Annotated in this window: 22 protein-coding genes; 11 read left to right on the top strand and 11 right to left on the bottom strand. The window is 69.4% G+C overall.

Features of this window, described 5'->3' with window-relative positions; translation table 11 throughout:
- Positions 1 to 47 precede the first annotated feature (47 nt).
- The 4 genes from ACIA58_RS13785 to ACIA58_RS13770 are packed head-to-tail and all read right to left on the bottom strand — an operon-like array spanning position 48 to position 4,294.
- Positions 48 to 1,712: a cytochrome bc complex cytochrome b subunit gene (locus ACIA58_RS13785; protein WP_396403979.1), complete on the bottom strand. Its 1,665-nt coding sequence runs from the start codon at positions 1,710 to 1,712 to the stop codon at positions 48 to 50.
- A 5-nt stretch (positions 1,713 to 1,717) separates the two neighbouring features.
- Positions 1,718 to 2,773, bottom strand: a complete 1,056-nt coding sequence (locus tag ACIA58_RS13780; RefSeq protein WP_396403978.1) for a Rieske 2Fe-2S domain-containing protein — start codon at positions 2,771 to 2,773, stop codon at positions 1,718 to 1,720.
- Positions 2,766 to 3,635 (bottom strand): c-type cytochrome, encoded by an 870-nt coding sequence (locus ACIA58_RS13775; protein WP_396403977.1) that lies wholly within the window; start codon positions 3,633 to 3,635, stop codon positions 2,766 to 2,768. Before ACIA58_RS13775 ends, ACIA58_RS13780 begins: the two co-directional genes overlap by 8 nt.
- Entirely contained in the window at positions 3,632 to 4,294 is a 663-nt protein-coding gene (locus tag ACIA58_RS13770) for a heme-copper oxidase subunit III (protein ID WP_396403976.1), read from the bottom strand. The genes ACIA58_RS13775 and ACIA58_RS13770 overlap by 4 nt, the downstream gene beginning before the upstream one ends.
- Before the next feature lie 82 nt (positions 4,295 to 4,376).
- Here ACIA58_RS13770 and ACIA58_RS13765 point away from each other — a divergent pair, with 82 nt between their 5' ends.
- Genes ACIA58_RS13765 through trpD form a run of 3 tightly spaced genes read left to right on the top strand, consistent with a single transcriptional unit; the run spans position 4,377 to position 6,804 of the window.
- Entirely contained in the window at positions 4,377 to 5,294 is a 918-nt protein-coding gene (locus ACIA58_RS13765) for a cytochrome c oxidase assembly protein (protein WP_396403975.1), read from the top strand.
- A gap of 46 nt (positions 5,295 to 5,340) precedes the next feature.
- The gene (locus tag ACIA58_RS13760) at positions 5,341 to 5,757 is read left to right on the top strand and encodes a hypothetical protein (RefSeq protein WP_396403974.1); all 417 of its coding nucleotides are present in this window, start codon (positions 5,341 to 5,343) and stop codon (positions 5,755 to 5,757) included.
- A 3-nt stretch (positions 5,758 to 5,760) separates the two neighbouring features.
- Positions 5,761 to 6,804, top strand: a complete 1,044-nt coding sequence (gene trpD / locus ACIA58_RS13755) for an anthranilate phosphoribosyltransferase (protein WP_396403973.1) — start codon at positions 5,761 to 5,763, stop codon at positions 6,802 to 6,804.
- Between the two features lie 50 nt (positions 6,805 to 6,854).
- Here the strand turns inward: trpD and ACIA58_RS13750 are convergent, their stop codons facing one another.
- Both ACIA58_RS13750 and ACIA58_RS13745 read right to left on the bottom strand, forming a co-directional pair.
- On the bottom strand, positions 6,855 to 7,532 hold the full coding sequence (locus tag ACIA58_RS13750; RefSeq protein WP_396404978.1) for a hypothetical protein: 678 nt from the start codon (positions 7,530 to 7,532) through the stop codon (positions 6,855 to 6,857).
- 167 nt (positions 7,533 to 7,699) lie between these two features.
- Positions 7,700 to 7,936, bottom strand: a complete 237-nt coding sequence (locus ACIA58_RS13745) for a hypothetical protein (protein ID WP_396403972.1) — start codon at positions 7,934 to 7,936, stop codon at positions 7,700 to 7,702.
- A 592-nt stretch (positions 7,937 to 8,528) separates the two neighbouring features.
- On the opposite strand from ACIA58_RS13745, the gene ACIA58_RS13740 reads away from it, so the two are divergent.
- On the top strand, positions 8,529 to 9,197 hold the full coding sequence (locus ACIA58_RS13740) for a hypothetical protein (RefSeq protein WP_396403971.1): 669 nt from the start codon (positions 8,529 to 8,531) through the stop codon (positions 9,195 to 9,197).
- Between the two features lie 367 nt (positions 9,198 to 9,564).
- Here the strand turns inward: ACIA58_RS13740 and ACIA58_RS13735 are convergent, their stop codons facing one another.
- From ACIA58_RS13735 to ACIA58_RS13720, 4 genes are all read right to left on the bottom strand, one after another.
- The gene (locus ACIA58_RS13735) at positions 9,565 to 12,177 is read right to left on the bottom strand and encodes a hypothetical protein (protein ID WP_396404999.1); all 2,613 of its coding nucleotides are present in this window, start codon (positions 12,175 to 12,177) and stop codon (positions 9,565 to 9,567) included.
- A 52-nt stretch (positions 12,178 to 12,229) separates the two neighbouring features.
- Complete coding sequence (locus ACIA58_RS13730) at positions 12,230 to 12,550, bottom strand: hypothetical protein (RefSeq protein WP_396404998.1); 321 nt, start codon at positions 12,548 to 12,550, stop codon at positions 12,230 to 12,232.
- A 220-nt stretch (positions 12,551 to 12,770) separates the two neighbouring features.
- Complete coding sequence (locus ACIA58_RS13725; RefSeq protein ID WP_371401363.1) at positions 12,771 to 13,058, bottom strand: Lrp/AsnC family transcriptional regulator; 288 nt, start codon at positions 13,056 to 13,058, stop codon at positions 12,771 to 12,773.
- 28 nt (positions 13,059 to 13,086) lie between these two features.
- The gene (locus tag ACIA58_RS13720; RefSeq protein WP_396403970.1) at positions 13,087 to 13,878 is read right to left on the bottom strand and encodes a helix-turn-helix domain-containing protein; all 792 of its coding nucleotides are present in this window, start codon (positions 13,876 to 13,878) and stop codon (positions 13,087 to 13,089) included.
- Between the two features lie 84 nt (positions 13,879 to 13,962).
- On the opposite strand from ACIA58_RS13720, the gene ACIA58_RS13715 reads away from it, so the two are divergent.
- A complete protein-coding gene (locus tag ACIA58_RS13715; RefSeq protein ID WP_396403969.1) occupies positions 13,963 to 14,373 on the top strand; it encodes a hypothetical protein in 411 nt (136 codons plus the stop codon).
- On the opposite strand, the gene ACIA58_RS13710 is transcribed toward ACIA58_RS13715, so the two are convergent.
- The gene (locus ACIA58_RS13710) at positions 14,370 to 16,163 is read right to left on the bottom strand and encodes a DEDD exonuclease domain-containing protein (RefSeq protein WP_396403968.1); all 1,794 of its coding nucleotides are present in this window, start codon (positions 16,161 to 16,163) and stop codon (positions 14,370 to 14,372) included. The two genes, ACIA58_RS13715 and ACIA58_RS13710, sit on opposite strands and share 4 nt — an antisense overlap.
- Positions 16,164 to 16,346: 183 nt before the next feature.
- Between ACIA58_RS13710 and ACIA58_RS13705 the strand changes: the two genes are divergently transcribed.
- The 6 genes from ACIA58_RS13705 to ACIA58_RS13680 all read left to right on the top strand — a co-directional run bounded on the left by ACIA58_RS13705 (position 16,347) and on the right by ACIA58_RS13680 (position 23,222).
- The gene (locus ACIA58_RS13705) at positions 16,347 to 17,654 is read left to right on the top strand and encodes an NYN domain-containing protein (protein WP_396403967.1); all 1,308 of its coding nucleotides are present in this window, start codon (positions 16,347 to 16,349) and stop codon (positions 17,652 to 17,654) included.
- A gap of 101 nt (positions 17,655 to 17,755) precedes the next feature.
- Positions 17,756 to 18,013 carry a hypothetical protein gene (locus ACIA58_RS13700; protein WP_396403966.1) on the top strand — a complete coding sequence of 86 codons (258 nt, stop codon included), beginning with the start codon at positions 17,756 to 17,758 and terminating at the stop codon, positions 18,011 to 18,013.
- A 214-nt stretch (positions 18,014 to 18,227) separates the two neighbouring features.
- The gene (locus ACIA58_RS13695; RefSeq protein ID WP_396403965.1) at positions 18,228 to 19,289 is read left to right on the top strand and encodes an NlpC/P60 family protein; all 1,062 of its coding nucleotides are present in this window, start codon (positions 18,228 to 18,230) and stop codon (positions 19,287 to 19,289) included.
- 90 nt (positions 19,290 to 19,379) lie between these two features.
- A complete protein-coding gene (locus ACIA58_RS13690; RefSeq protein WP_396403964.1) occupies positions 19,380 to 20,879 on the top strand; it encodes a hypothetical protein in 1,500 nt (499 codons plus the stop codon).
- Complete coding sequence (locus ACIA58_RS13685; RefSeq protein ID WP_396403963.1) at positions 20,872 to 22,113, top strand: M48 family metallopeptidase; 1,242 nt, start codon at positions 20,872 to 20,874, stop codon at positions 22,111 to 22,113. The genes ACIA58_RS13690 and ACIA58_RS13685 overlap by 8 nt, the downstream gene beginning before the upstream one ends.
- Positions 22,110 to 23,222: a glycosyltransferase family 4 protein gene (locus ACIA58_RS13680; protein WP_396403962.1), complete on the top strand. Its 1,113-nt coding sequence runs from the start codon at positions 22,110 to 22,112 to the stop codon at positions 23,220 to 23,222. Before ACIA58_RS13685 ends, ACIA58_RS13680 begins: the two co-directional genes overlap by 4 nt.

The raw sequence follows: 23,222 nt of genomic DNA, 5'->3' as shown, positions 1-23,222 counted from the left end.
ACGAAAGGGCCCCGGCGAGTGCCGAGGCCCTTCCGTTCGGTACGACGTCAGCTGCGGTCGCTGGTGACCTCGCGGTAGGTCTCCGTGTCTTCCGTCAGCTCGTGGATCTCGTCGGCGTCGTGCGCGTGCTCGTGCGCCTCCTCGAGCTCCTGGGTGGTCGGCTTCTGGATCGCGTCGGCGAAATAGAACCGGGACAGCCGGGCGCGGACCTTGTTCAGGGCCCGGCGCGGGGCGCGGACGCCGTTGTCGTCGGTCTCCGGACCGATCTCGTACGGCACGACCCGGTCGCGTGCGGTGAGCGAGTACGCCTCGTACGTCGAGATCGGCTGGTGCTTCTCGGTGTACTTGCCCTCGGGCGAGCGCACGATCACGCCGGTCTCGAGGCCGTGGGTGAGCCGTTCGTAGTCGGCCCGCTGCAGCGAGATCGCCCAGCGACGCGCCACCCAGAAGGCCAGGATCGGCCCCAGGATCACCGCGAACCGCAGGAACCAGGTCACGTGGTTCAGCGAGACCCCGAAGTGGGTCGCGATCAGGTCGTTGCCGCCACCGATCCACAGCAGGGCGTAGAAGGTGATGAACGCGACGCCGACGCCGGTGCGGGTCGGGACGTCCCGCGGCCGGTCCAGGAGGTGGTGCTCGCGCTTGTCACCGCTGATCCAGCCCTCGATGAACGGATACAGCGCGACCAGCGTGACGAACGCGGGCGGGATGATCAACGCCGGGATGAGCAGGTTCCAGCCCAGCGTGATGCCCCAGAAGTGCGACTCGAAGCCGGGGAATATTCGTACCGCGCCTTCCAGCCAGCCCATGTACCAGTCGGGCTGTGAACCCGCCGTCACCTCTGCCGGGTTGTACGGTCCGTACAGCCAGACCGGGTTGATCTGCATCAGCGCACCCATCAGGGCGGTGATGCCGAAGACCACGAAGAAGAAGCCGCCGGCCTTGGCCGTGTACACCGGGAACAGCGGGTAGCCGACCACGTTCTTCTGCGTCCGGCCGGGGCCGGCGTACTGCGTGTGCTTGTGGTACACGACCAGGAACAGGTGGGCCGTGACGAGGCCCAGGATGATGCCCGGTATCAGCAGCACGTGGACGATGAAGAATCTCGAGACGAACTCGTCGCCCGGGAACTCACCGCCGAAGATGAAGAAGTTCATGTACGTGCCGACGATCGGTGACGCCTGGATCATGCCGTTGGTGATCCGCAGACCGGTGCCGGACAGCAGGTCGTCGGGCAGGCCGTAGCCGATGAAGCCCTCGATGATGCCGAGGAACAGCATCCCGAAGCCGATCAGCCAGTTCAGCTCACGCGGCTTGCGGAACGCGCCGGTGAAGAACATCCGGAGCAGGTGAACCATCATCGCGGCGATGAACAGCACGGCCGCCCAGTGGTGGATCTGCCGGACCAGCAGACCGCCGCGGACGTCGAAAGTGATGTCCAGGGTGGAGGCATAGGCCTCCGACATGTGCAGACCCTTGAGCAGGCTGTACGAGCCGTTGTACTGGACCTCGGCCATCGACGGCTTGAACCAGAACGTCAGGAACGTGCCGGTCAGGATCAGGATGATGAAGCTGTAGAGCGCGATCTCGCCCAGCATGAACGACCAGTGGTCGGGGAAGACCTTGCGCAGGTTCTTCTTCCCGATCTTCGCGATGCCGAGGCGATCGTCGACCCACTTGACCGGCGGTGGGAATTCTTGTGTGTTCGGCACTGGTGTCACCCTCGTTCCCAGAAGCTAGGGCCGACCGGCTCGGTGAAGCCGCTCTGCGCGACCAGGTAGCCCTCACTGTCCAATGCCAACGGTAGCTGAGGCAGTGGCCGGGCCGCAGGGCCGAAGACGACTTTCGCGCTGTCGGACAGGTCGAAGGTCGACTGGTGGCACGGGCAGAGCACGTGGTGGGTGGTCTGCTCGTACAGCGAGATCGGGCATCCGACGTGGGTGCAGATCTTCGAGTAGCACAGGATGCCGTCGATGCCCCAGTTCTCCCGGCCGGGCTTGGTGCGGATCTCGCTCGGCTTGATCCGGACCACGATCACCGCGGCCTTGGCCTTGGCGTTCTGGTACTCGGTCGGGTTCTCCTCCTGCAGCGGGGCCAGGTTGGCCGGCGCCGCGTTGACCAGCTGGCCGACGATGAGGTCGGACGGCTTGATCGGGCGGTCGGTGACGTCGTTGACGACCCGGATGCCCTTCGCCCAGATGGTGTTGTACAGCGAGCGGCCCGGCAGCGGACCGAGGTCCCGCAGGAAGATGATGGCCGGCAGCCCGAGCACGCCCAGGGCGCCGATCAGCGAGTTGCGGATCATCTTGCGCCGGCCGAAGCCCGACTCGGCGGTGCCCTGCTTGAACGCCTCGGTGATCTCCGCGATCTGCTCCGGCGACGAGTGCGCCGCGTGCCGGTCCTCGGAGATCTCCTCGTCGACCATCAGCTTCTTGGCCCACTGGATCGCACCGGCGCCGATCAGGAACAGCGCGAGCCCGATGCACAGGCCCATGACCATGTTGTTCGCGTTGCCGGACAGCGGCCCGAACTGGAGGATCGAGTCCCGCGAGATCGCGAAGTACGCGACACAGGCTCCGAGCACCAGCAGCGTGGCCAGGCCGAACATCCCGGAGACCTGCCGCTCGACGCGGTCGGCGGCCTTCGGGTCGATGTCGGTGATCCGCGGTTCGTGCGGCTCCAGACCCGGGTCCGGAATCGGCTCGGCCACCTCGACCGCGCCGTGGTGCTCGCCGTCGTCCTTCACCGCCGGAAGGTTCTTGTCATCACTCATGAGCCTTCGCTCCCTTGGCCTTGACGCCCTTGGCGCCGATCCAGACCGCTACGCACACCAGCAGGCCGATGCCGACGAGCCAGCCCCACAGACCCTCGGAGACCGGGCCGAGCCGGCCGAGGCCGAAGCCGCCCGGGTCCTTCTGATTCTGCAGTGCCTTCAGGTAGGCGATGATGTCCGCCTTGTCCTGCGGCTGCATGACCTGGTCGGAGAAGACCGGCATCTGCTGCGGACCGGTCAGCATGGCCTCGTAGATGTGCTTCTCACTGACACCCATCAGCGACGGCGCGTACTTGCCGTTCGGCAGCGCGCCACCGCGACCGGCGAAGTTGTGGCAGGCCGTGCAGTTGGTGCGGAACAGCTCGCCGCCGCGGGTGACCTGCTCGTCGGTGGCCTTGCTCACGTCGTACGACTCCTGCGCCGGTACGGCCGGGCCGGGGGCGAGCGAGGCGACGTACGCGGCCAGGGCCTCGATCTCCTCCTGCGTGTACGCCGGGGTCTTGCGCGGGATCTGCGCGCCCGGCTGCATCGCCGGCATCCGGCCGGTGCCGACCTGGAAGTCGACCGCGGCGGCGCCGACGCCGATCAGCGACGGTCCGGCCATCTTGCCCGCGCCGTTCCCGCCGCCCTCGGCGTTCAGGCCGTGGCAGCTGGAGCAGCCGACCGAGAAGAGCTTCTTGCCCTCTTCGATCTGCTGGGACTGGGCCGAGTTGTCCGCCACCGCGTTGTCAGGGGCGAAGGCGGCGTACGCCGAACCCACTGCCAGGAGGCCGAACAGGAGCACGACGAGGCCGGCGGACCGGTGCCGTCGTCGCGCGGAGAGAAAGCGCGCCGGTGACAAGGAAGGTCTCTTCTCACTCATTTGAGCAGGTAGATGGTCGCGAACAGGGCGATCCAGACCACGTCAACGAAGTGCCAGTAGTACGACACGACGATCGCCGAGACGGCCTGTTCGTGGGTGAACTTTCGAGCCATGTACGTCCTGGCCAGGACGAACACGAAGGCGATGAGGCCGCCGGTCACGTGCAGCGCGTGGAACCCGGTGGCCAGGTAGAACACCGAGCCGTACGCGTTGGACGAGATGGTCAGGCCCTCCTGCACCAGCCCGGTGTACTCCGTCACCTGGCCGGCGACGAAGACGGCGCCCATCACGTACGTGAGGATGAACCACTCACGCATGCCCCAGTTGCGCGGGTTCGCCAGCGAGCCGATCCGGCCCACCTTGCCGTGCTCGGCGGCGAACACACCGGCCTGGCAGGTGAACGACGACGCGACCAGGATGAACGTGTTCACCGAGGCGAACGGGACGTCCAGGTGCTCCGTCATCGCCTGCCACAGCGTCTCCGTCCCCGGAGCGGCGGCAGCGGTCGTCACCGACCGGATCGTGAAGTACGCCGCGAACAGGGCGGCGAAGAACATCAGTTCGCTCGAGAGCCAGACGATCGTGCCGACACTGACCATGCTGGGACGGTCGTGGTGTCCGTGTTCACGAGACGCTGGGAGCGCAGTTGCAGTGGCCACGCGGTCATTATGTCGGTCCTCGCGTTCAGCGCTACGACCACCCCCGTGCATGTCGTGAACCGGACGTTTCTACTGTGGAAGCGTGCTTCCCCTCCACGCCGCGCCCGGCGACCAGATCGAGCCGCTGACACCGGTCCGGTTGCTGACGGCATGGACCTTCGAACCGGTGTTACTCGGCGTGATCGTCGTGCTCGGCGGCCTCTACCTGTACGGCGTCCACAAGCTGCGCAAACGGGGTGACAAGTGGTCCCGGGCGAGGACCTTCGCGTTCGTCGGACTCGGGCTCGGCAGCGCCGTGATCGCCACCCAGTCGGCGCTCGGCACCTACGACACGGTGCTGATCAGCGTCCACATGGTCCAGCACATGATCCTGTCGATGCTGACGCCGCTGATGTTGGCGCTCGGCGCGCCGATCACGCTGGCGCTGCGGACCCTGCCGCAGCGGCCGCGGAAATGGTTGCTCTCCGTGTTGCACTCGCGGGTCGCGAAGGTGCTCTGCTTCCCGCTGATCGGCTTCACGCTGTTCGTCCTCAGCCCCTGGGCGCTCTACTTCAGCGGCTGGTACGACGCGACGCTGCACTCCGCCGTACTGCATGACCTGCTCCACGTGCACTTCATTCTGGTGGGGTCGCTGTTCTTCTGGCCGCTGCTCGGTCTCGACCCGGTGCCCGGGCGGGTCATCTACCCGTTCCGGCTGATGCTGACGTTCCTGACGCTGCCGTTCCACGCGTTCCTGGGCATCACGATCATGTCGGCCAGCAAGCTGATCGCCGAGGACTGGTACACCAGCTTCGGCCGGTCCTGGTCGCCCTCGCCGCTGCGTGACCAGTACATCGCGGGCGGTCTGCTGTGGGGTTCGGGTGACCTCGTCGGCGTGGTGTTCTTCGCCGTACTGTTCGTCCAGTGGGTGCGGGAGTCGCAGCGCGAGGCGCGCCGCGAGGACCGGCGTCTGGACCGCTTGGAGGAACAGGCTCGCCGGGCCGGACAGGCGCCCCGGTAGCATTCGCGGTGTCTATGTTGATGTCCAGAGAACTTGGGATGGATCGATGAGTTCAGAGCGTCCGCTGAAGGTGCTGCTCTACAGCGACGACCGTACGACGCGGGAGTCCGTCCGCCTGGCCCTCGGCAAGCGGCCGGCCGCCGATCTGCCCGAGCTCGAGTACGTCGAGTGCGCGACCGAGCCGGCCGTGATCAAGACCATGGACAAGGGTGGCGTCGACCTGGCCATCCTGGACGGCGAAGCGGTCCCGGCCGGCGGCATGGGCATCGCCCGCCAGCTCAAGGACGAGATCTTCCAGTGCCCGCCGATCCTGGTCATCACCGGCCGTCCGCAGGACGCGTGGCTGGCGACCTGGTCCCGGGCCGAGGGCGCGGTCTCGCACCCGATCGACCCGGTCCGGATGGCCGAGGTCACCGCGGACCTGCTCCGCCAGCGCCTCGCCAAGCTGCCCGCGACCACCTGATCGATGGCCGCATACACCTGGCCGCAGGTTCTCGGGCCGCTGCTGCGGCATGAGGATCTGGAGGCGGCCGCCACCGCGTGGGCGATGGAGCAGATCCTGTCCGGGGCGGCGACGCCGGCGCAGTTGGCCGGGTTCGTGATCGCACTGCGGTCCAAGGGCGAGACGGTTATCGAGGTCGAGGGTCTGGTCGCGACCATGCGCGACTTCGCCACGCGGGTCACCGTGACCGGCCGGACGCTCGACGTGGTCGGCACGGGCGGTGACCAAGCCCACACCGTGAACATCAGCACCATGTCGGCGATCGTCGCGGCCGGCGCCGGGGCGAAGGTCGTGAAGCACGGCAACCGCGCGGCCTCGTCCGCGTGCGGTGCCGCCGATGTGCTCGAGGAGCTGGGGATCCCGCTCGACCTCACCGGGCCGCAGGTGGCCGAGGTGGGGGAGCGGGTCGGGATCACGTTCTGCTTCGCGTCGGCGTTCCACCCGGCCCTGCGGAACGCCGCAGTGCCGCGGCGGGAGCTCGGCGTACCGACGACGTTCAACCTGCTCGGCCCACTGGCGAACCCGGGCGACCCGTCCGCGCAGGCGGTCGGCGTGGCGGACGGACGCGTGGCCGGGCTGATGGCCGGCGTGCTCGCGCGCCGGGGCATCGACGCGCTGGTGTTCCACGGCGACGACGGGCTCGACGAGTTGACCACGCGGACGACGTCGCAGGTGTGGATCGTCGGCGGCGGGAAGGTCGAGGGTCCGGTCACGCTGGATCCGCGCGAGCTGGGGATCGAGCCGGTGTCGTCGGATGCGTTGAAGGGCGCGGACGCGACGTACAACGCGAAGGTCGTCCGGGCGCTGGTCGACGGCGAGCCGGGCGCGGTGCGGGACGTCGTACTGCTGAACGCCGGGGCCGCGCTGGCGGCGTACGCGCCGGAAGAGGGGTCTGTGACGGCTCGGATCAGGGCCGGGATGGACCGGGCGGCCGAGGCGATCGACTCCGGGGCCGCGAAGGACGTGCTGGACCGGTGGATCGCCGCCTGCGCCGAGGTGCGCGGCTGATCGCTGTTGCTGACGAAGGGCCGGCGGGTGTGTCCCCGCCGGCCCATTCGTTACTTGTTGATCGCGATCTGGCTGACCTTGTAGCGCCAGACGTTCTGCCAGGCGGGGGTCGAGCCGGCGATGTCGGCGACCGAGACGTCCGCCGTACCGTCGCCGCGGTCGACCACGGCGATCATGACGGTGGAGTAGGTCTCGGTCAGCTTCGGGATCTTGACGACGACCTTGGCGACGATCTCGTGGCCCGGGTGGCCGTTGACCGTGATCTCCTTGTGAGTCGTGCCCGGCAACAGCTTCGCGTCCTTGTCGTACAGGTTGACGATCGCGCGAGTACCGATCTGGACGGCCGCCTCCTTGAGACCGGCCGCGGTGTTCTTGTACGGGATGTCCGGCGGGAGCTGACCGAAGGCGGTGTAGTTGCCCCAGGAGGCGCCCTTGCCGTCGTAGTTGTTGTGCACGGTCAGCCAGATCGCGGCGCCGCCCCAGAGGCCGGAGCGCTCGTCGTTGTTGCCCCAGGCCGAGCTCATGATCGGCATCGTGTCGTTGTTCGAGGCAACCATCACGGTGCCGAGCACCTTGCCGAACGGCGTGGGCGTCGAGGACGGCTTCACCGACGGACTGACCGTCTCGATCGGCTTCGCCCCACCCGAAGGCAACGCAACCGGGGCGACCGCATCCGCCTTCGACCAGATCCACCCCACACTCAACCCGGTAGCAGCCAACGCCGCCACCACCAACACAACCGCCCCCACCATCCGAGCCCGCCCACCAACCGCAGCCCCGTTACCAGCCAACCGCCCGTCTGCCTGCGAGCCGGCAGCATGCGTACCTGCACCTGCGGCCCGCGTACCCGTGGCCGCACCGCCAAGCCCAGTTACTGCTCCAGCACCGTGTGCACCTAGTGCTCCCGCGCCGTGTGCACCTGGGGTACCCGCGCCGTGTGCGCCGCCCGCTCCGGCGCCCTGCGCACCGCCTGCTGCGGCGCCCTGCGCACCGCCTGCTGCGGCGCCGTGCGTGCCCCCGGCTCCCGCGCCGTGTGCACCTGAGGCTCCGGCGCCGTGTGCACCTGCTCCGGCGCCCTGCGCACCGGCTGCTCCTGCGCCATGCGTGCCCGCGGCTCCGGCGCTGTGTGCACCGCCTGCTCCTGCGCCGTGCGCACTCGCGGCTCCAGGGCCGTGCCTACCGGCCGCGGCGGCGTCCGGGCCGGCCGCGCGCGAGATCGTCTCGCCGAACGACGGCTGCGAGGCCCCGGACTGCTGCGGTTGTCCGGCCTGCGGTCCACCCTGCTGAGGCCCGGTGGCTTGCGTCTGCCACCCAACCTGCCGCGGCCCACGCCCCTGCCCGCCCTGCGGCGGTCCCCACATCTGCCCACCCTGAGGCTGGCCAGCTTGCGGCTGCCCACCTTGCGGGTACCCGGCAGGCAGTCGTCCGCCAGGCGGTACTCCTGGTCCGGCCTGCCCCGGTTGTCCGCCAGGCGGTAGTCCCGGTCCGGCCTGGCCCGCTTGTCCGCCAACCGGTAGTCCCGGACCGGCCTGGCCCGCTTGTCCCGCTCCGGCGTGGCCCGGTTGTCCGGCATACGGCTGTCCCGGTCCGGCAAGGCTCGACTGCCCCTGACGTGACTGGCCTGGCTGTGGCTGGTCGGCGCGAGATGGACCTGCCTGTCCTGGACCCTGCTGACCCGCCTGCGGCTGCCTGCTGTCGGCCGGACCTGGCTGAGCCCGGTTCGGTTGCCCAGTGCCTGCCGAACCTGCCTGCGGCCGGTTCGGCTGGGCGGCGTTGGCGGAAGCTACCTGCGGCTGGCCCGGCTGGCCCGGCTGGCCCGGCTGGCCCGGCTGGCCCGACTGGCCCGACTGTCCGGCACGGGCCGGACGTGTCTGCGGCTGCTGTGGTTGGCCTGGCTGTCCGGTGTCTGCCGAACCTGGCTGCAGCCAGTTCGACCCTGCGGCGTTAGCGGAAGCTGCCTGCGGCTGGCCCGGCTGGCCCGGCTGGCCCGGCTGGCCCGGCTGGCCCGGCTGGCCCGGCTGGCCCGGCTGCTTGGCACGGGCGGGACGTGCCTGCGGCTGGTGCGGTTGGCCTGGCTGTCCAGTGCCTGCCGAACCTGCCTGTGGCTGGTTCGGCTGGGCGGCGTTGGCAGAGCCCGCCTCCGGCTGGCCCGGCTGGTCGGCGCTGGCGGGACGTGTCTGCGGCTGCTGGGGTTGGCTCGGCTGTCCGGGGTTGGCTGGGCCTCTCGGGGGTTGGCTCGGCTGTCCGGAGTTGGCTGGGCCCGTCAGGGGTTGGCCCGGCTGTGGGGCGTTCGCGTGGCCTGCCTGGGGCTGGGGTGGCTGGGGGTGAGCGGGCTCGGGGCGGGGTGGTTGTTGGGGCTGGCCGGCGTACGGCTGGGCTGGTTGTGGGGTTGAGGGTTGGGGGCCGCGGTGCTGGGGAGTTGGTGGTTGGGGTGGCTGTACGCCCCACATGGGCGCGCCCGACTGTTGTGGGCCGGGTGTCTGCGGCGGCGTAGCCGGCTGCTGGGGACCTGCGTGTTGGGGGCGGGTGGGTGGTGGGGGTGGTGGAGCGGGGGCGGGGGACTGGCCGAAGAGGGCGTCTGAGGAGTCGTTGGCGGGACCCTGGGTAGGGGTCTGTGCGGGCTGGGTCCACTGGTTGGGTGCCGTGGGAGCCTGCGGTGTGCCGGCGAGGGGATCGCCGGTGGTGGGTGGGCCGCCCTGGGTCGGACCGTCCGGCGTACCCGGGGGTGCGTCGGAGCGGGGCGGGGTCTGGTCTTCGTTCTCAGCCAACGTTGATTCCCTTGTAGGCCTGGCTCTCGGCCGCCTTGAGGTCTGGGCGGTTGTTGGGGATGCCGCTGATATAGGCGACCGCCGTTCCGTCACCGAGGTCGAAAACGGCCACCGTCAGGGTAAGCACTCGATCGGTCACCGCGGCCGACTTCGCGGTCACGGTTTGCTGGAAGAACCAGCCCGACTTGTCGGTCCGCTTCACGGCGCCGTTCGCGACCGTCCGGTACGTAGCCGGGATCGTTCCGTACATGGTCGTCCGCAGCTGCACGGACAGTGCGGCCGCGGTCGCCTTCGGGTCACCGTTGAAGCCCGACCCGGTACCGAGACCGCCGACGAAGATGTCCGCGGTCCAGTCGTCGGAACCGTTGACGTCCTCCTGCAGGACGATGTGCTGACCGCTGGAGTTGAGCAGCTGCTGGACCAGGCGCTTACGGTCCGACCACGGCGGATTGCGGCGCGGGAACGAGATCGCATCCGACGAGATCCGGCCGATGCCTTCGTGCAGCTTGGGGTTCTTCGACTGGCCCGGCTTGGTACTGCTCTGGCTCGTCGGGGAACCGGTCGGCTGCGTTGACGAGCCAGTGGGTTTCGGATCGGCCTTCTTGTCGTCGCCGGGGCTGGTGATCAGGAAGACCGCGGCCACGATCAGCATCACCAGCGCGATGCCGCCGCCGATGATCAACGGCAGCTTCGCACCGGACGGACCACCGCCGCCGGAACTCTTCGGCTTCTTGCCCTTGTCCCGCTTCCCGACACCGGAGCTCAGGTCAGCCTGCCCGCCCCAAGCCTCGTTCTCGTCCTCACCCCAAGCACGCTGTGTCTGCTGCTCCCCCCACGCCTGCTGCACCCCCTGCTGCTCGCCACCTTGCTGTACGCCGCCCTGCTGCGGGCCGCCCTGCTGTACGCCGACGCCCTGCGGCGCGCCACCCTGCTGAGCACCCCACTGCTGCTGGTCGCCTTGCTGTCCGGCGCCCTGCCCGGCACCCCACTGCTGCTCGCCCTGCTGCGCGGCGACGCCCCATTGCTGGTCGCCTTCGTGCCCAGCGCCCCACTGCTGGTCGCCCTGCGGTGCGGCGGCGCTCCACTGCTGGTCGCCTTCGTGCCTAGCGCCCCACTGCTGCTGGTTGCCCTGCTGGCTGGCGCCCGACTGGGGCTGCTCACCTTGCTGGTTGGCTCCCCACTGCTGCTGGTTGCCCTGTTGTCCGGCATCCCAAGACTGTGCCGAGCCCTGCTGGTCGCCGGCCCACGGCGCGTTGCCGCCCTGCTGCCCGTCGCCCCATGGCGAGTCGGCCTGCTGTCCGTTGCTCCACGAGCCGTCGGTCTGCTGTCCGTTGTTGCTCCAGGACTGGGCGCCGGTCTCCTGCGTGGGGGTGGCGTTCTGCTGAGCGTCACCCCAGCTCGGGGATCCGGTCTGCTGGTCGTTGGCCCAACCGTTGCCAGACTGCTGTTCGGTCTGCTGTACGGGCCAACTCTGGCCCTCCCACGGCTGGTTGCCGGGCTGCTGACCGTTCTGGGTCTCAGCAGCCGATTGCTGAGCCCACGGCCCAGACTCCTGCACGCCGTGCTGGTCACCCGCGCCCCAGCCGTTGTCCGTCGGCTGCGTCTCGTTCCCGGCCGAACCCCACGCCTGCTCAACCGGCTCGGCTTGCTGGCCGTTCCAGTTCTGCTGCTGGGGCTGGTCTCCCCACAGCTGGACCTGGGTGGGTTGTTCTACGTCTGGCGTGGCTTGGGCATTCCAGACCGGCTGTTCCTGGGTTGCGTCGTCGGCGTCCGGCATGGTCCAGAGCGGTGCGGCCGGATGGTCCGGTGTCTCCTGGACCTCTTCGACGCCTGCCTCTACACCCCAAGCCGGCTGGTCACTCGTCTGCTGCTCCTGCTGATCACCCGACTGGCTACCCCAGTCCGGCTGCAGCTGCGCAGCCACCTCAGCCGCATCCGCCGCCTGAACCTCCGCGTCCTGCACACCCGCGTCCTGCACACCCGCGTCCCGCACACCCGCGTCCCGCGGATCCGCATCCTGGTCGCCTGCGTGACCTGCCGGCGCGTCAACCGCAGACGCGTCAGCGGTCGGCGCGTCGGCGGTCGGCATCTGAGCCGCGGCTGCGGGCTGTGCGTTTTCCTTCGGTGTTGGCGCGAACCTCGGCTGCTCGGTCCAGCTGACATCCGACCAAGCCTCAGCTGGGGCATTGTCAGCCGGCCCAGCCTCAGTCGATGCAGCATCCTCGTCCGCCGCGGCGGGGGTCGGGTCGGGGGCGAGCTTGAGCGTCCATCCGCCGGACTGTTGCTCGGCTTCCAGAGGAGGTACGTCGGCGGTCGTCATACTCCGCTCTGCCTCGAGCTCCTCCTCCGTGATCTCGCGCTGCGTCCAGTGCTCCGGAGGCGCGGCCGCGATCTCCGGCGCACCCCAGGTCGCCTGCGCACGCTCCGCAGCACTCGGCCCGGCAGTCTCCTCGGCCGCCTCGGCAGCCTCATCCGGGCTCACCGCACGCAGCCTGGGTCCGTCCTGTGGCGCGTCACCGGTCGGATCGAGGTCCCACAGCTGCGGAGTAGGCGTGGGCTGCCACCAGCCGCCCGACTCCGCCGGCTCGTTCTGGGACTGCTGCACCGAGCGCAGCCCAGGACCGGACTGCCCGGCGACAGGCGCCTGCCGGATCGACTCAGCCGACCCCGAGACCGAGGTCGAACCAGACGCCGATGTCGAGGCCGATGCCGACGTCAAACCCGACGTCGAACCCGAACCCGAACCCGAAGCTGAGGCCGAAGTCGAGGTCGAACCCGAACCCGAGGTCGAGGTCGACCCCGAGGTCGAGGTCGGACCTGAAGTCGACGCGGTCGAGGCCGCGGTCGAACCCGAAGTCGGCGCGGTCGAGGCCGGGCTGGTCGATGCCGACGCGGTCGCGCCGGGGTCGGTCGAGGCGGGCTGGTGTGACTCGTCGAGTGTTGGCTCGGCGTCCTCGTGTTCGGTTTGGTTGGTCCACTTCTCGCCGTTCCAGAAGCGGATCATGTTCGGCTGGCCGGTGGGGTCGGGGTACCAGCCGGCGGGTGGGTTGCTCATCGGCATCCTCGCCCGGCCGCCGGCGCAGGCTTACGCTGCGCGAACCCACGATGGACGCCGTTGTCGGCAACGAACTGGCCCCGGACGTTCATGTGTTCACCGTAACTTCAGCTCGTGTCAGTCGGATCCGATCAGACCGGTCCTCAGACACCGTCCTCCTCGCCCAGGCTGAAGGCCGCCTCCAGGTCGTGGCTGGAGTACGCGCGGAACGCGATGTGCGTCTCGGTGCTCAGTACGCCGGGCACCCGGTTGACGTGCTCGGGGATGACGGTGGCCAGGTCGTCGTGCCTCGCGACCCGGACGAGCGCGATCAGGTCGAGCCCGCCGGTGACGGAGTACACCTCGCTGACGCCCTCGATCGCCGCCACCTGCTCGGCGACCTCCGGGATCCGTGCGACGTCGGCCTTGATGAACACGATCGCGGTGACCATGCCGTCCTCTCCTCGGTACTGATCCTCATCACATCTCAACCGGCTGAAGCATAGTGCGGTCGAGGCCCCGCAACGCCCTCGCCGTCGGTTCGTCGGCGGGCAGGAACGCCGCCATCCGCAGTTCCGACACGGTCACGTCGATCGCGGTGCCGAACCTGGTCAGCGTCGTGATGAGGTGCAGGTCGCCGTGCGGCGACCGGAGGTGGAGTGGGACGGCGAGCCCCAGGTGGTCGGGCGCCGGCCGGGGTGGGACCAGGGCGGTGAGTTCGTGGAGGAGGGCGTCGGATCCGGGTGACGGGTTCTGCGCGGCCTCGCGGGCCAGCGCGTCGAGGACATGCCAGGACCATCGGGCGAAGTTGACAATGCGGGGAGCAAGGCCGGCGGGATCCAGCAGCAGCCGCGGGATGTTGATCGGTGCCGTCAACAGGCGCTCGTCCACGTCGGCCGTCAGGGCGTGGAAGGCCTGGTTTGCGAGGACCAGATTGCCGCTGCGGTCGACGACCACCGCGGGATACGGGCGGTGGCCCTCGAGGATCGCGGTCAGCGCAGTCCGGATCGCGCCGAGGCCAGGTGCGCCGTACGGCGTCTCGTCGTACGCCGGCGCGTACCCGCCGGACACGAGCAACTGGTTGCGCTCGCGCAGCGGCACCTGGAGCGACTCGGCCAGCCGGATGATCATCTCCCGACCCGGCGCCGACCGGCCGCTCTCGATGAAGCTGACGTGCCGCTGCGTGGTCCCCGCGCGGACGGCGAGCTCCAGCTGACTCACTCGTCGCCGCGTGCGCCACGATCGCAGGCCCGCGGACAGCTCTGATCCCATGCCAGTGTTCTAACGCACGCCACCGACATTCCATACCCAGCAGGGAATTGCCGGCCTGCCGAGGCCGCGGGCAAGGTCGTACCCATGAACAGCAAAGACCTGGCCACCCGTTATGTAGCAGTCTGGAACGAAGCCGACGCCGACGCCCGCCGCAAGGCGATCGAGGAGCTGTGGGCGGACGACGGCGTACACCTGCTCGAGCCGCCCGAGGAGATCGTCAAGCGCGCCACCGAGATCGGGGTCACCGCCACCCTGGAAGCCCGCGGCCACGCGGAGCTGGAACGGCGGGTCACCCGCGCGTACGACGAGTTCGTCGCGCCCGGTCAGTACGAGTTCGTGCCGCACGGCGAGGTGGCCGAGCTCAGCGACATGGTGAAGCTGCGCTGGGCGATGGTCCCCGCCGGCGGGGGAGAGGCACTTGCCATCGGCATCGACCTCCTCCTGCTCGCCCCCGACGGCCGGATCCGCACCGACTACCAGTTCATCGAGGCCTAACCGACCCGAGCAGGTCCCAGCGGGCGGAGGTGGCGGCGGCGTTCGGTGGGGTGGTGGTGGGCGTCGGAGTGGGAGTTGTCGAGGCGGGTGAGGTGGCGGCCGGCGCCGCTGACCGGGCAGGTCCAGGTGCCGTCCATCTCGACCAGGCGGATGCCGGGGAGCTCGAGCCAGCGCAGGATCAGCTCGATCTCCTCCGGCGAGGCCGCCGCGACCGGGCCGATACCCGGCAGCACGGTCTCGGCGGAGGCGCGGAGCATCTCCAGATGTGGGCGTGGATCCGTCCCGCGCGGAGTGAACCCGGCCGCCGCGAGCCGGCCGCGACGGATCACATGCAGCTCCCAGCCGCCGTCCTCGGTCCGCCGGGCGGCACAGATCTCCGCGCACCCGGTCACCGACGCCATCCGCTGCATCCGCGCCGAACTCCGCACGAAGGCGCTCAGCCGATCCCGGTGCACGGCGGCGTCCTCGAACCGCTCGTCCGCCGACAGCACGTCGATCCGCCGGTCCAGCGCGTCGACCACGGGCGTCGGATCCACGGTCAGCGCCGTCCGCAGCGCCGCGACGAATTCGCCGTACGAATCCATCGAGATCCGTCCGTCGCACGGCGCGACGCACCGGCCCATCTCGGCCAGCACACACGGCGACAACGAAGGGTGCTTCGACATCCGCGCGGTGCACTGCCGGATCGGGAACGCCTCGTGCAGCGCGGCCATCGCCCGCTCCGCCGTCTTCCGTGAGCTGAACGGCCCGAGGTACCCGGCGTCGTCGTCGCGCACCTGTTTGACCAGCGACAACCGCGGAAACGGTTCGACCGTGACCTTCAGCCAGTGCTGCCGCTCGGGGAACTTCGAGCGGCGGTTGTACCGCGGCTTGTGCTCCGCGATCAGTCGCAGCTCCCGTACTTCGGCCTCCAGCGGCGTGCCGCACTCGATACCGCGGACGCCGGTCGCGATCCCGACCATCTCGCCGATCCGGTTGCGCGTCTCGGAGGCGGTGAAGTACGACCGGACGCGGGTGCGCAGGTCCTTGGACTTCCCGACGTACAGCACCTCGCCGCGGTCGTCGGTGAACAGGTACACACCCGGTGCGTGCGGCAACGACTCGGCCAGGTGCCGCTTGGCCCGGACCGCCGGCGCGACCCGCGACGAGTACGTCTGCAGGTCCTCCAACGTTTGCACGCCCAACGACCCGACCCGCTCGAACAGCCCGTGCAGCACGTCGACCGTCGCACGCGCGTCGGACAGGGCCCGGTGGTTCGGCGTCGTGGTGGTGCGGAACAGCTTGGCCAGCGTCCCGAGTTTGCAGTTCGGCGCCTCGTCCGGGGTGATCACGCGCCGGGCCAGCAGCGCGGTGTCGACGACGGCGAAGTCGGGCCAGTCGTATCCGTGCACGAGGCTCTCGTGCTTGAGGAACCCCATGTCGAACGGCGCGTTGTGCGCGACCATCACGCACCCGTGCGCGAACTCGAGGAACGCCGGCAGCACCGATTCGATCCGCGGTGACGTGGCAACCATCGAGTTCGTGATGCCGGTCAGTACGGCGATGAACGGCGGGATCGCCTCCGATGGGTTGACCAACGTCTGGAACTCGCCGACCACCTCACCGGCCCGCACCTTCACCGCGCCGATCTCGGTGATGCCGCCCTCGCCGGGTGGATTGCCCGTCGTCTCGAGGTCGACGACGCAGAATGTGATGGCGTGCAGCGGCGTACCCAGGTCGTCGAAGCTGTGCTGCACACCGCGGATCGGCATCGCTGAATCCGTGGCCTGTGCACGCCCTGGGCTGCTCATGCCCACGACGCTAAGAGCCGCCACCGACAATTCCGCAGGTGACACGCCTGCGAGTCGACTAGGCTCTCTGTATGCGTACACAGGCGATCACTGCGAATCGGGGCCTCGACCCCGTTCGCTGTGTTCTGCGTCACTGGTCGAGCAACAGCTGCCAGGTAGTCGTTCGGGCCGGACTGCGGACCGGTGACTGAGGCCGGCACCGCCGCGAGCTCCGCCGCTACGACTTTGCCTGAACCGGTCCGGCAACGCGTCCTGACCCTCGCCGCACATGCGCTCGGCCAGCTACCGGCAACAGACATCCCGGCCCCGCTGCGCCGGTTCGCCAGCTTCGCGCCGGCGAAACGGGCGAAGTTGTCGGCCTCGGTGCTCGGCCCGATCCTGGCGACCGACGACCACTTCCGCCGGCTGACGGCGTTCGAGGTACGGCGGGAGCACCCGGAGCTCGGCGACGCCGTGGCCGAAGGCGTCCCGGTCCCGGCGGCCGACCCGGTCGAGGTCGCTGCCCTCGCGTACCTGCTCCGTCCGGACGACTGGGAGCAGCACATCGCTGCCGCCGCCCAGGTCCCGGTGGACAACCCGCGCGCCGACGACGAAGCCGTCCACCGGCTCTCCGACCAGCTCGACCAGGCCCGCACCGAGACCCGTCAGGTCCGCGAACGGCTTCGTGAACAGGTCAACGAGCTCAAGGCCGAGAACGTCACGCTCCGCCGCAAGCTCAACGAGGCCCGGCAGCGGATCACCGGTCTGCAGACCGACCTCGAGCAACGCACCAAAGAAGCCGAGACCGCCGACGAACGCGTCGACGCGGCGCGTGCCGAAGTTGAGCGGGAGCTGCGCAAGCTCCGGACCCGCATCACCGAGCTGGAAGCGGTCGAACACGCGGCACGCCGTACTGCGGGACAGGAGCGCGAGCTCGCGTCGACGCGGACGAGGCTCCTGCTCGACACGTTGCTGGAGGCAGCGAGTGGGCTGCGTCGCGAGCTGGCGCTACCACCCCGGGGAGAGCTCCGTCCTGCTGACACAGTGGCAGGCTCCGAGCCCGAAGCGGCTCCGGTCGGTCGTACGGCGCCTGAGGACGACCCTGCGTTGTTCGACGAGCTGCTGGCGTTGCCGCAGGTGCATCTGATCGTCGACGGCTACAACGTGACGAAGACCGCATGGCCGAATTCACCACTGCATTCGCAACGTCAGCGACTCGTCACCGCATTGGGCGCGCTGGTGGCCCAGCGCCGGATCGAGATCACCGTGGTCTTCGACGGCGCGGAGCTGTCGGGGCCGGTGCAGCTGAATCCACCCCGTGGGGTGCGGGTGCGGTTCAGCCCGGCCGGGGTGATCGCGGACGACGTGATCCGGCAACTGGTTCGCGCCGAGCCTCCGGGCCGGCCGGTGGTGGTCGTGTCGACCGATCGTGAGGTTGCCGACAGCATCATCAAACTCGGCGCCCGTGCACTGTCAGCTACCAGCCTGATCTCACGCATCGCACGCACCTGACGACGGAAGACTACGGAAGACGGCGAAAACTGTCGGCGGGGTTCTCTAGCGTCCTTCTCAGCCGGATGCAAGTCCGGGTGCTTCCCCACTTGGAGGATGTTGTGCTGATCGACTGCGACGCCTGTGTGATGAAGGGTCCGGGCTGTCAGGACTGCGTGGTGACGGTCGTTCTCGGGTTCGCTGCCGAGCGCTCCGGCAGTCTGCGCATCGACGACGACGAGATGGCGGCGCTGGACGCGCTCGCCGACTCGGGCCTGGTGCCACCGTTACGCCTTGTACACGCCGTCAGCAGTGTCGAGCCCGATGCTGCTGCCCAAACCCCTGCCGGTGAAGGCGAAACGGCCGTTGGGTCGGGTTGATCCTTCGTTAATTTTCCATCAAACCCGAGGGGCGAATTGCACTGGTCACGAAACGGTCACTACTGTTACGTCTCGTTGCCTCAGGGTGTCGGCCGCTCCGGCCGACCGGGCAGCGGCAAGCCGAGGGAGTGATCCGGCGGAACCGCGGACATGACGTCCGCGTCAGGCCAGGTCAACGGGGACGGCGCGAGCAGAGGAAGGGACCGACCGGGCTGTGTCCATCGGACGCATCAACCGCACCAAGGGAATCGCCCTCGCCGCCATCACCAGCACGGCCGTCGCTGCGGGAGTGATCCTGATCCAGGGAGCGGCCAGCGCCGACCCCGCACCCACCCTGGCGGAGGCGAAGAAGCAGGTCGCCGAGCTGCAGCACCAGGCCGAAGTGTCCGGTGAGTCGGCGAACGACCTGCGCGGGCAGATTTCCGCCTCGGCCACCCGGGTGAAGGCCCTGCAGGCCGGTATCGCCAAGCAGCAGGCCCAGGTCGACGGTGTGAAGCGGCAGATCGGATCCCTCGCGGTCGCCGGCTACCAGACCTCCGGCATCTCCACGACGGCGCAGCTGCTGCTGTCGACGAACCCGGACCAGTTCCTCAGCCAGGCGTCCACCGCCCAGGCCTTCGCCGGCCAGCAGAACTCCGCACTGCGTCGCTACCAGGTCGCCCAGGGCAAGCTCACCGACCTCCAGGCCAGCGAGCAGACCGAGCTGGCCGCGCTGCAGACCGTGCAGGCGAAGCAGGACGCGTTCAAGAAGCAGCTCCAGACCAACCTCGACGCCGCCGAGAAGGTGCTCGACAAGCTCAGCGCGGCCGACCGCAAGCGGATCGACGAGGAGAACGCCAAGGCGGTGGAGAAGGCGCGCGGCGAGCGCCCGACCCGCGACGGCGACCGGGAGAGCGACGACAAGGACCTGCCGAACGTCCCGGCCAGCGGCCGCGCGGCGACCGCGGTGAACGCCGCGCTGTCCCAGCTCGGCGACCCCTACGTCTGGGGCGCCGACGGTCCCAGCTCCTACGACTGCTCCGGCCTGATGATGTACGCCTGGGGCAAGGCCGGTGTCTCGCTGTCGCACTCCTCGAAGGCGCAGACCGGCGAGGGCCGCCCGGTCAGCAAGTCCGACCTGATGCCGGGCGACCTGATCTTCTACTACTCCCCGGTGAGCCACGTGGCGATGTACCTCGGCAACGGCCGGATCGTGCACGCCCCGCGTCCGGGCAAGAGCGTCGAGATCGCCCCGATGGACGAGATGCCGTTCAACTCCGCCGTACGTCCGGGCTGACCTGCGACGTTGACATACTCTGCGGCTCCGGGGATCCCTCCCCGGAGCCGAGTCATTTCATGGTGATGCCGTACTGTCGGAGGAGGCCGGGTGTCCCGCCTGACTGGGGCAGGTGAGCAGCGAAGGGCCGAGGTGATCGACGATCAGGGCGATACGGTGCCGCTGCCAGTGATCCCGTCAGCCAGTGACCCTCGGGAGCCGAGCGACCACCGAACGGAGTCGTTTGCCCGGGTCAGCGCTGGGAAGAGCGCCGGAAACAGGCCGCCGTTCACACCGATCCTGAAGAAGGTCGCCCTCGGGGTGGCCGTTTGCCTCGTCGTCGGCGCCGGGTACGCCGGACTCCGTCAGGTCGCCAACGCCCCGGCCGACCCGAATGGTTCGGCCGCGCACTCGCATCCGGCCACCTCGACGACGCCGGACCAGGCCGAGGCCGGGGTACAGCGGGCCGTCGCGGGCGAGGCGGTCCTGCAGAAGATGACCGACGCGGTCGAGAACGACAACCGGACCGAGTTCCTGGACACGATCGATCCGAAGGCCACGGACTTCCGGACCAGCGCGCGGACGATCTTCTCCAACCTGAGCACGCTCCCGATCAGCACGTTCCAGTTGCGCTACGTGAGCGACGACGCCGCCGCGCTGACCCCGGACCGGACGGCTCAGCTCGGCGGCACCCAGTCCTGGCTGGCCCAGGTCGAGGTCTCCTGGCAACTCTCCGGGTACGACGCGAAGCCGGCCCGCGAGACCCTGCCGGTGACGTTCGTCACCCGCGACGGGTCGACGTACGCCGCCTCGTTCTCGGAGCGGTTCGCGGCGGGACAGCGGCGACCGGTCTGGGCGCTCGGCCAGGTCGAGGTGGCCAAGGGCAAGCACAGCCTGGTGGTGAGCCTCGATTCGGAGGCGGAGGCGAAGAGCTACGTGTCCGTCGCCGACAAGGCGGTCGAGTCGGTGACCAAGGTCTGGGGCAAGAGTTGGCGGCAGAAGGTGATCGTCTACCTGCCGGCCAAACAGTCCCAGATGGAAGGAATTCTCGGCGCCCAGCCGAATACGTACACCCAGATCGCCGCGGTCACGTTCGCCGAGCTGGACACGCCGGCTGTCAGCGCGCCGGTGCGGATCGTCGCCAACCCGAAGCTGTTCGAAGAGCTGGGCAAGCAGGGCCGGCGGATCGTGCTGACGCACGAGACCACCCACGTCGCGTCGACGGCGACCGCTTCGCCGGTGCCGTTGTGGCTGGCCGAAGGGTTCGCGGACTACGTCGCGTTCACCGCCGTACCCGTGCAGGACGAGTCGGCGGCGAAGGAGCTGTTCAAGGCGGTCCGGGCCGGGAAGGTGCCGACCACGCTGCCGACACCGGAGGCGTTCGCGGCCTCGGCGACCGAGCTGCCGCAGGCCTACGAGTCCGCGTGGCTCGCCTGCCGGCTGATCGCCGAGCGTGAGGGACAGGCGAAGCTGGTGAAGTTCTATCGGGCTGTGCACACCTCGAAGAGCTCGACCGGCCTCGCGGACGCCTTCAAGTCGGTGCTCGGGATGGCCGAGCCCGAGTTCGTCGCCGAGTGGCAGAAGTACCTCGAGAGGCTCGCCGGTGCCTAAACCGGCCGGCCGGTCGGCTCCTTGGATCGCAGGCGGCGTGCTCGCCCTCGCGCTGGTTTTCACGATTGCAGTTACCACCCCGTGGCATCTGATCGACCTGCCGGAACCGGACGCCACGCTGGACTTCACCACCGCCGAGATCGCCCGCCAGAACGCGTTCCGCCACGAGATCCTGCCGTGGTCGACGGCGTCCTGGATCATCTCGATCGTGGTTCCGCTGGCGATCGGCTTCAGCCCGCTGGGCCGTCGGCTGTACGACGGTCTGCGCATCCGGCCGTGGATCATCGCCGTACCGTTGACGGTCGCCGGCGTCGTCCTGATCACGAGCCTGCTCACCGTCCCGACCGACGTGTTCGCGGAGCGGGTCAGCCTGAAGTACGGCCTGTCGGTGCGGAACTGGCGCCTGTGGGTCTGGGACCGCGGCGTGAACTGGGCGCTCACCTCGCTCGGGCTGGCGGTGATCGCGGTCGTCCTGGTGGCGATGGCGAAACGCCGGCGGGGCTGGTGGTTGCCCGGAGCAATCGCCGCGGCGCTGCTGGTGCTCGGCATCTCGTTCGCCTACCCGGTGCTGGTCGAGCCGCGGTTCAACCACTTCACCTCGATGCCGGCCGGTGCTCAACGCAACCAGTTCCTGGAGCTCGCCAAGCAGGACGGCGTACCGGTGAAGGACGTGCTGGTCGCGGACGCGTCGAAGCGGACGACCGCCCTGAACGCCTACGTCTCCGGCTTCGGCTCGACCCGTCGCCTGGTCGTGTATGACACGCTGCTCAAGGACACTCCGCCGGCGCAGGTCCGGCTCGTCGTCGCACACGAGCTCGGCCATGCCGCCGAGGACGACGTACTGCACGGCACGCTGATCGGCGTCCTCGGCACGGCGTTCGGGATCACGTTGCTCTACTTGTTGCTCGGGGCCCGGATGGCCGATCCGCGGCGGGTCACGCTCCTGGTCGCGATGGTCGCGGCCGGGACGACCCTGGCGAGCCCGGTGCAGAATCTGGTCAGCCGGAAGATCGAAGCCCGCGCCGACTACCACTCGCTCCGGCTGACGAACGATCCGCAGGACTTCGTCGCGATGCAGCACGACCTGGCCGTGCAGAACATCTCCGGCCTCGACCCGAGCCGCTGGCGGTACTGGATGTTCGCCACCCACCCGACCCCGCCAGAGCGGATCGCGATGGGCCGGGCCTGGGGGACCGCGAACGGCGACCCGGTCCCGCCACTGGTCAAGCGATGACCGTCTTGGTCGTCACCAACGACTTCCCGCCACGCCAGGGCGGGATCGAAACCTTCGTGCGGTCGTTGTGCGACGAGCTCCCCGACGTCGTCGTCTACACCTCCCGCGAACCGGGCGACACGGCGTACGACGCGACGCTGCCGTTCCCGGTGATCCGCGACCGTACGTCGATGCTGTTGCCCACGGCCCGTACTGCGAAGCGCGCGGCCGGACTTCTCCGCGAGTACGACGCGGACCGGGTGCTGTTCGGGGCGGCGGCGCCCCTCGGGTTGATGGGGCCGGCGCTGCGCAGGGCGGGGGCGCGGCGGATCGTGGCGATGACGCACGGGCACGAGACGTGGTGGGCCGGCGTACCGGGGGCTCGGCAGGCGTTGCGGCGGATCGGGGATGCGGCGGACACCGTGACGACGGTGTCGGGGTGGTGCGAGGCGCAGATCAAGCCTGCCCTTTCACCGGCGGCTGCTCGACGGGTGCGCAGGCTGACGCCGGGCGTCGACACGCACCGGTTCGCCCCGGACTGTGGAGGGAAGCAGGTTCGCAAGGGGCTCGGGCTGGAGCATTGTCCGGTCGTTGCTTGTGTGTCGCGGTTGGTGCCGCGGAAGGGGCAGGACACGTTGATCCGGGCGTGGCCGCGGGTGCTGGCGGCCGTGCCGGAGGCGAAGTTGCTGCTCGTCGGCGATGGGCCGGATCGCGAACGGCTGGAGGGGCTGGCTGCTGGGATCGGTGACTCGGTGGTGTTCACCGGCGCGGTTCCGTGGGCCGACATCCCGCCGTACATCGACGCGGCCGACGTGTTCGCGATGCCCTGCCGGACAAGGCGTTTCGGGCTCGAGCCCGAGGCCCTCGGGATCGTGACGTTGGAGGCGTCGGCGACGGGCAAGCCGGTGGTCGTCGGGGACTCCGGGGGAGCGGCTGACACGGTGAAGCACGGGGAGACGGGGTACCTGGTCGATCCGCACAACCCGGTGGCCGTCGGCGTGCGCATTGTCGAGCTGCTGACCGACGCCCAGCGCCGTGATGCTTTGGGGGCAGCCGGCCGGAAATGGGTCCAGGAGGAGTGGGGCTGGGGGCGGTCCGGCGCGGTCCTGAGGGAATTGCTGGACATCTAG

This window comes from Kribbella sp. NPDC051586 (assembly GCF_044453965.1).
In the GTDB taxonomy this organism is placed as follows: domain Bacteria; phylum Actinomycetota; class Actinomycetes; order Propionibacteriales; family Kribbellaceae; genus Kribbella.
Note: the sequence above shows the minus strand (reverse complement) of the source record. Positions and strands in the feature narration are given on the sequence as shown.

What these genes read in the sequence shown, in the direction of transcription:
- ACIA58_RS13780 (WP_396403978.1), bottom strand. Translation starts at nt 2,773, where the DNA reads ATGAGTGATGACAAGAACCTTCCGGCGGTGAAGGACGACGGCGAGCAC.
- ACIA58_RS13775 (WP_396403977.1), bottom strand. Translation starts at nt 3,635, where the DNA reads ATGAGTGAGAAGAGACCTTCCTTGTCACCGGCGCGCTTTCTCTCCGCG.
- ACIA58_RS13760 (WP_396403974.1), top strand. Translation starts at nt 5,341, where the DNA reads ATGAGTTCAGAGCGTCCGCTGAAGGTGCTGCTCTACAGCGACGACCGT.
- trpD (WP_396403973.1), top strand. Translation starts at nt 5,761, where the DNA reads ATGGCCGCATACACCTGGCCGCAGGTTCTCGGGCCGCTGCTGCGGCAT.
- ACIA58_RS13725 (WP_371401363.1), bottom strand. Translation starts at nt 13,058, where the DNA reads ATGGTCACCGCGATCGTGTTCATCAAGGCCGACGTCGCACGGATCCCG.
- ACIA58_RS13720 (WP_396403970.1), bottom strand. Translation starts at nt 13,878, where the DNA reads ATGGGATCAGAGCTGTCCGCGGGCCTGCGATCGTGGCGCACGCGGCGA.
- ACIA58_RS13715 (WP_396403969.1), top strand. Translation starts at nt 13,963, where the DNA reads ATGAACAGCAAAGACCTGGCCACCCGTTATGTAGCAGTCTGGAACGAA.
- ACIA58_RS13710 (WP_396403968.1), bottom strand. Translation starts at nt 16,163, where the DNA reads ATGAGCAGCCCAGGGCGTGCACAGGCCACGGATTCAGCGATGCCGATC.
- ACIA58_RS13680 (WP_396403962.1), top strand. Translation starts at nt 22,110, where the DNA reads ATGACCGTCTTGGTCGTCACCAACGACTTCCCGCCACGCCAGGGCGGG.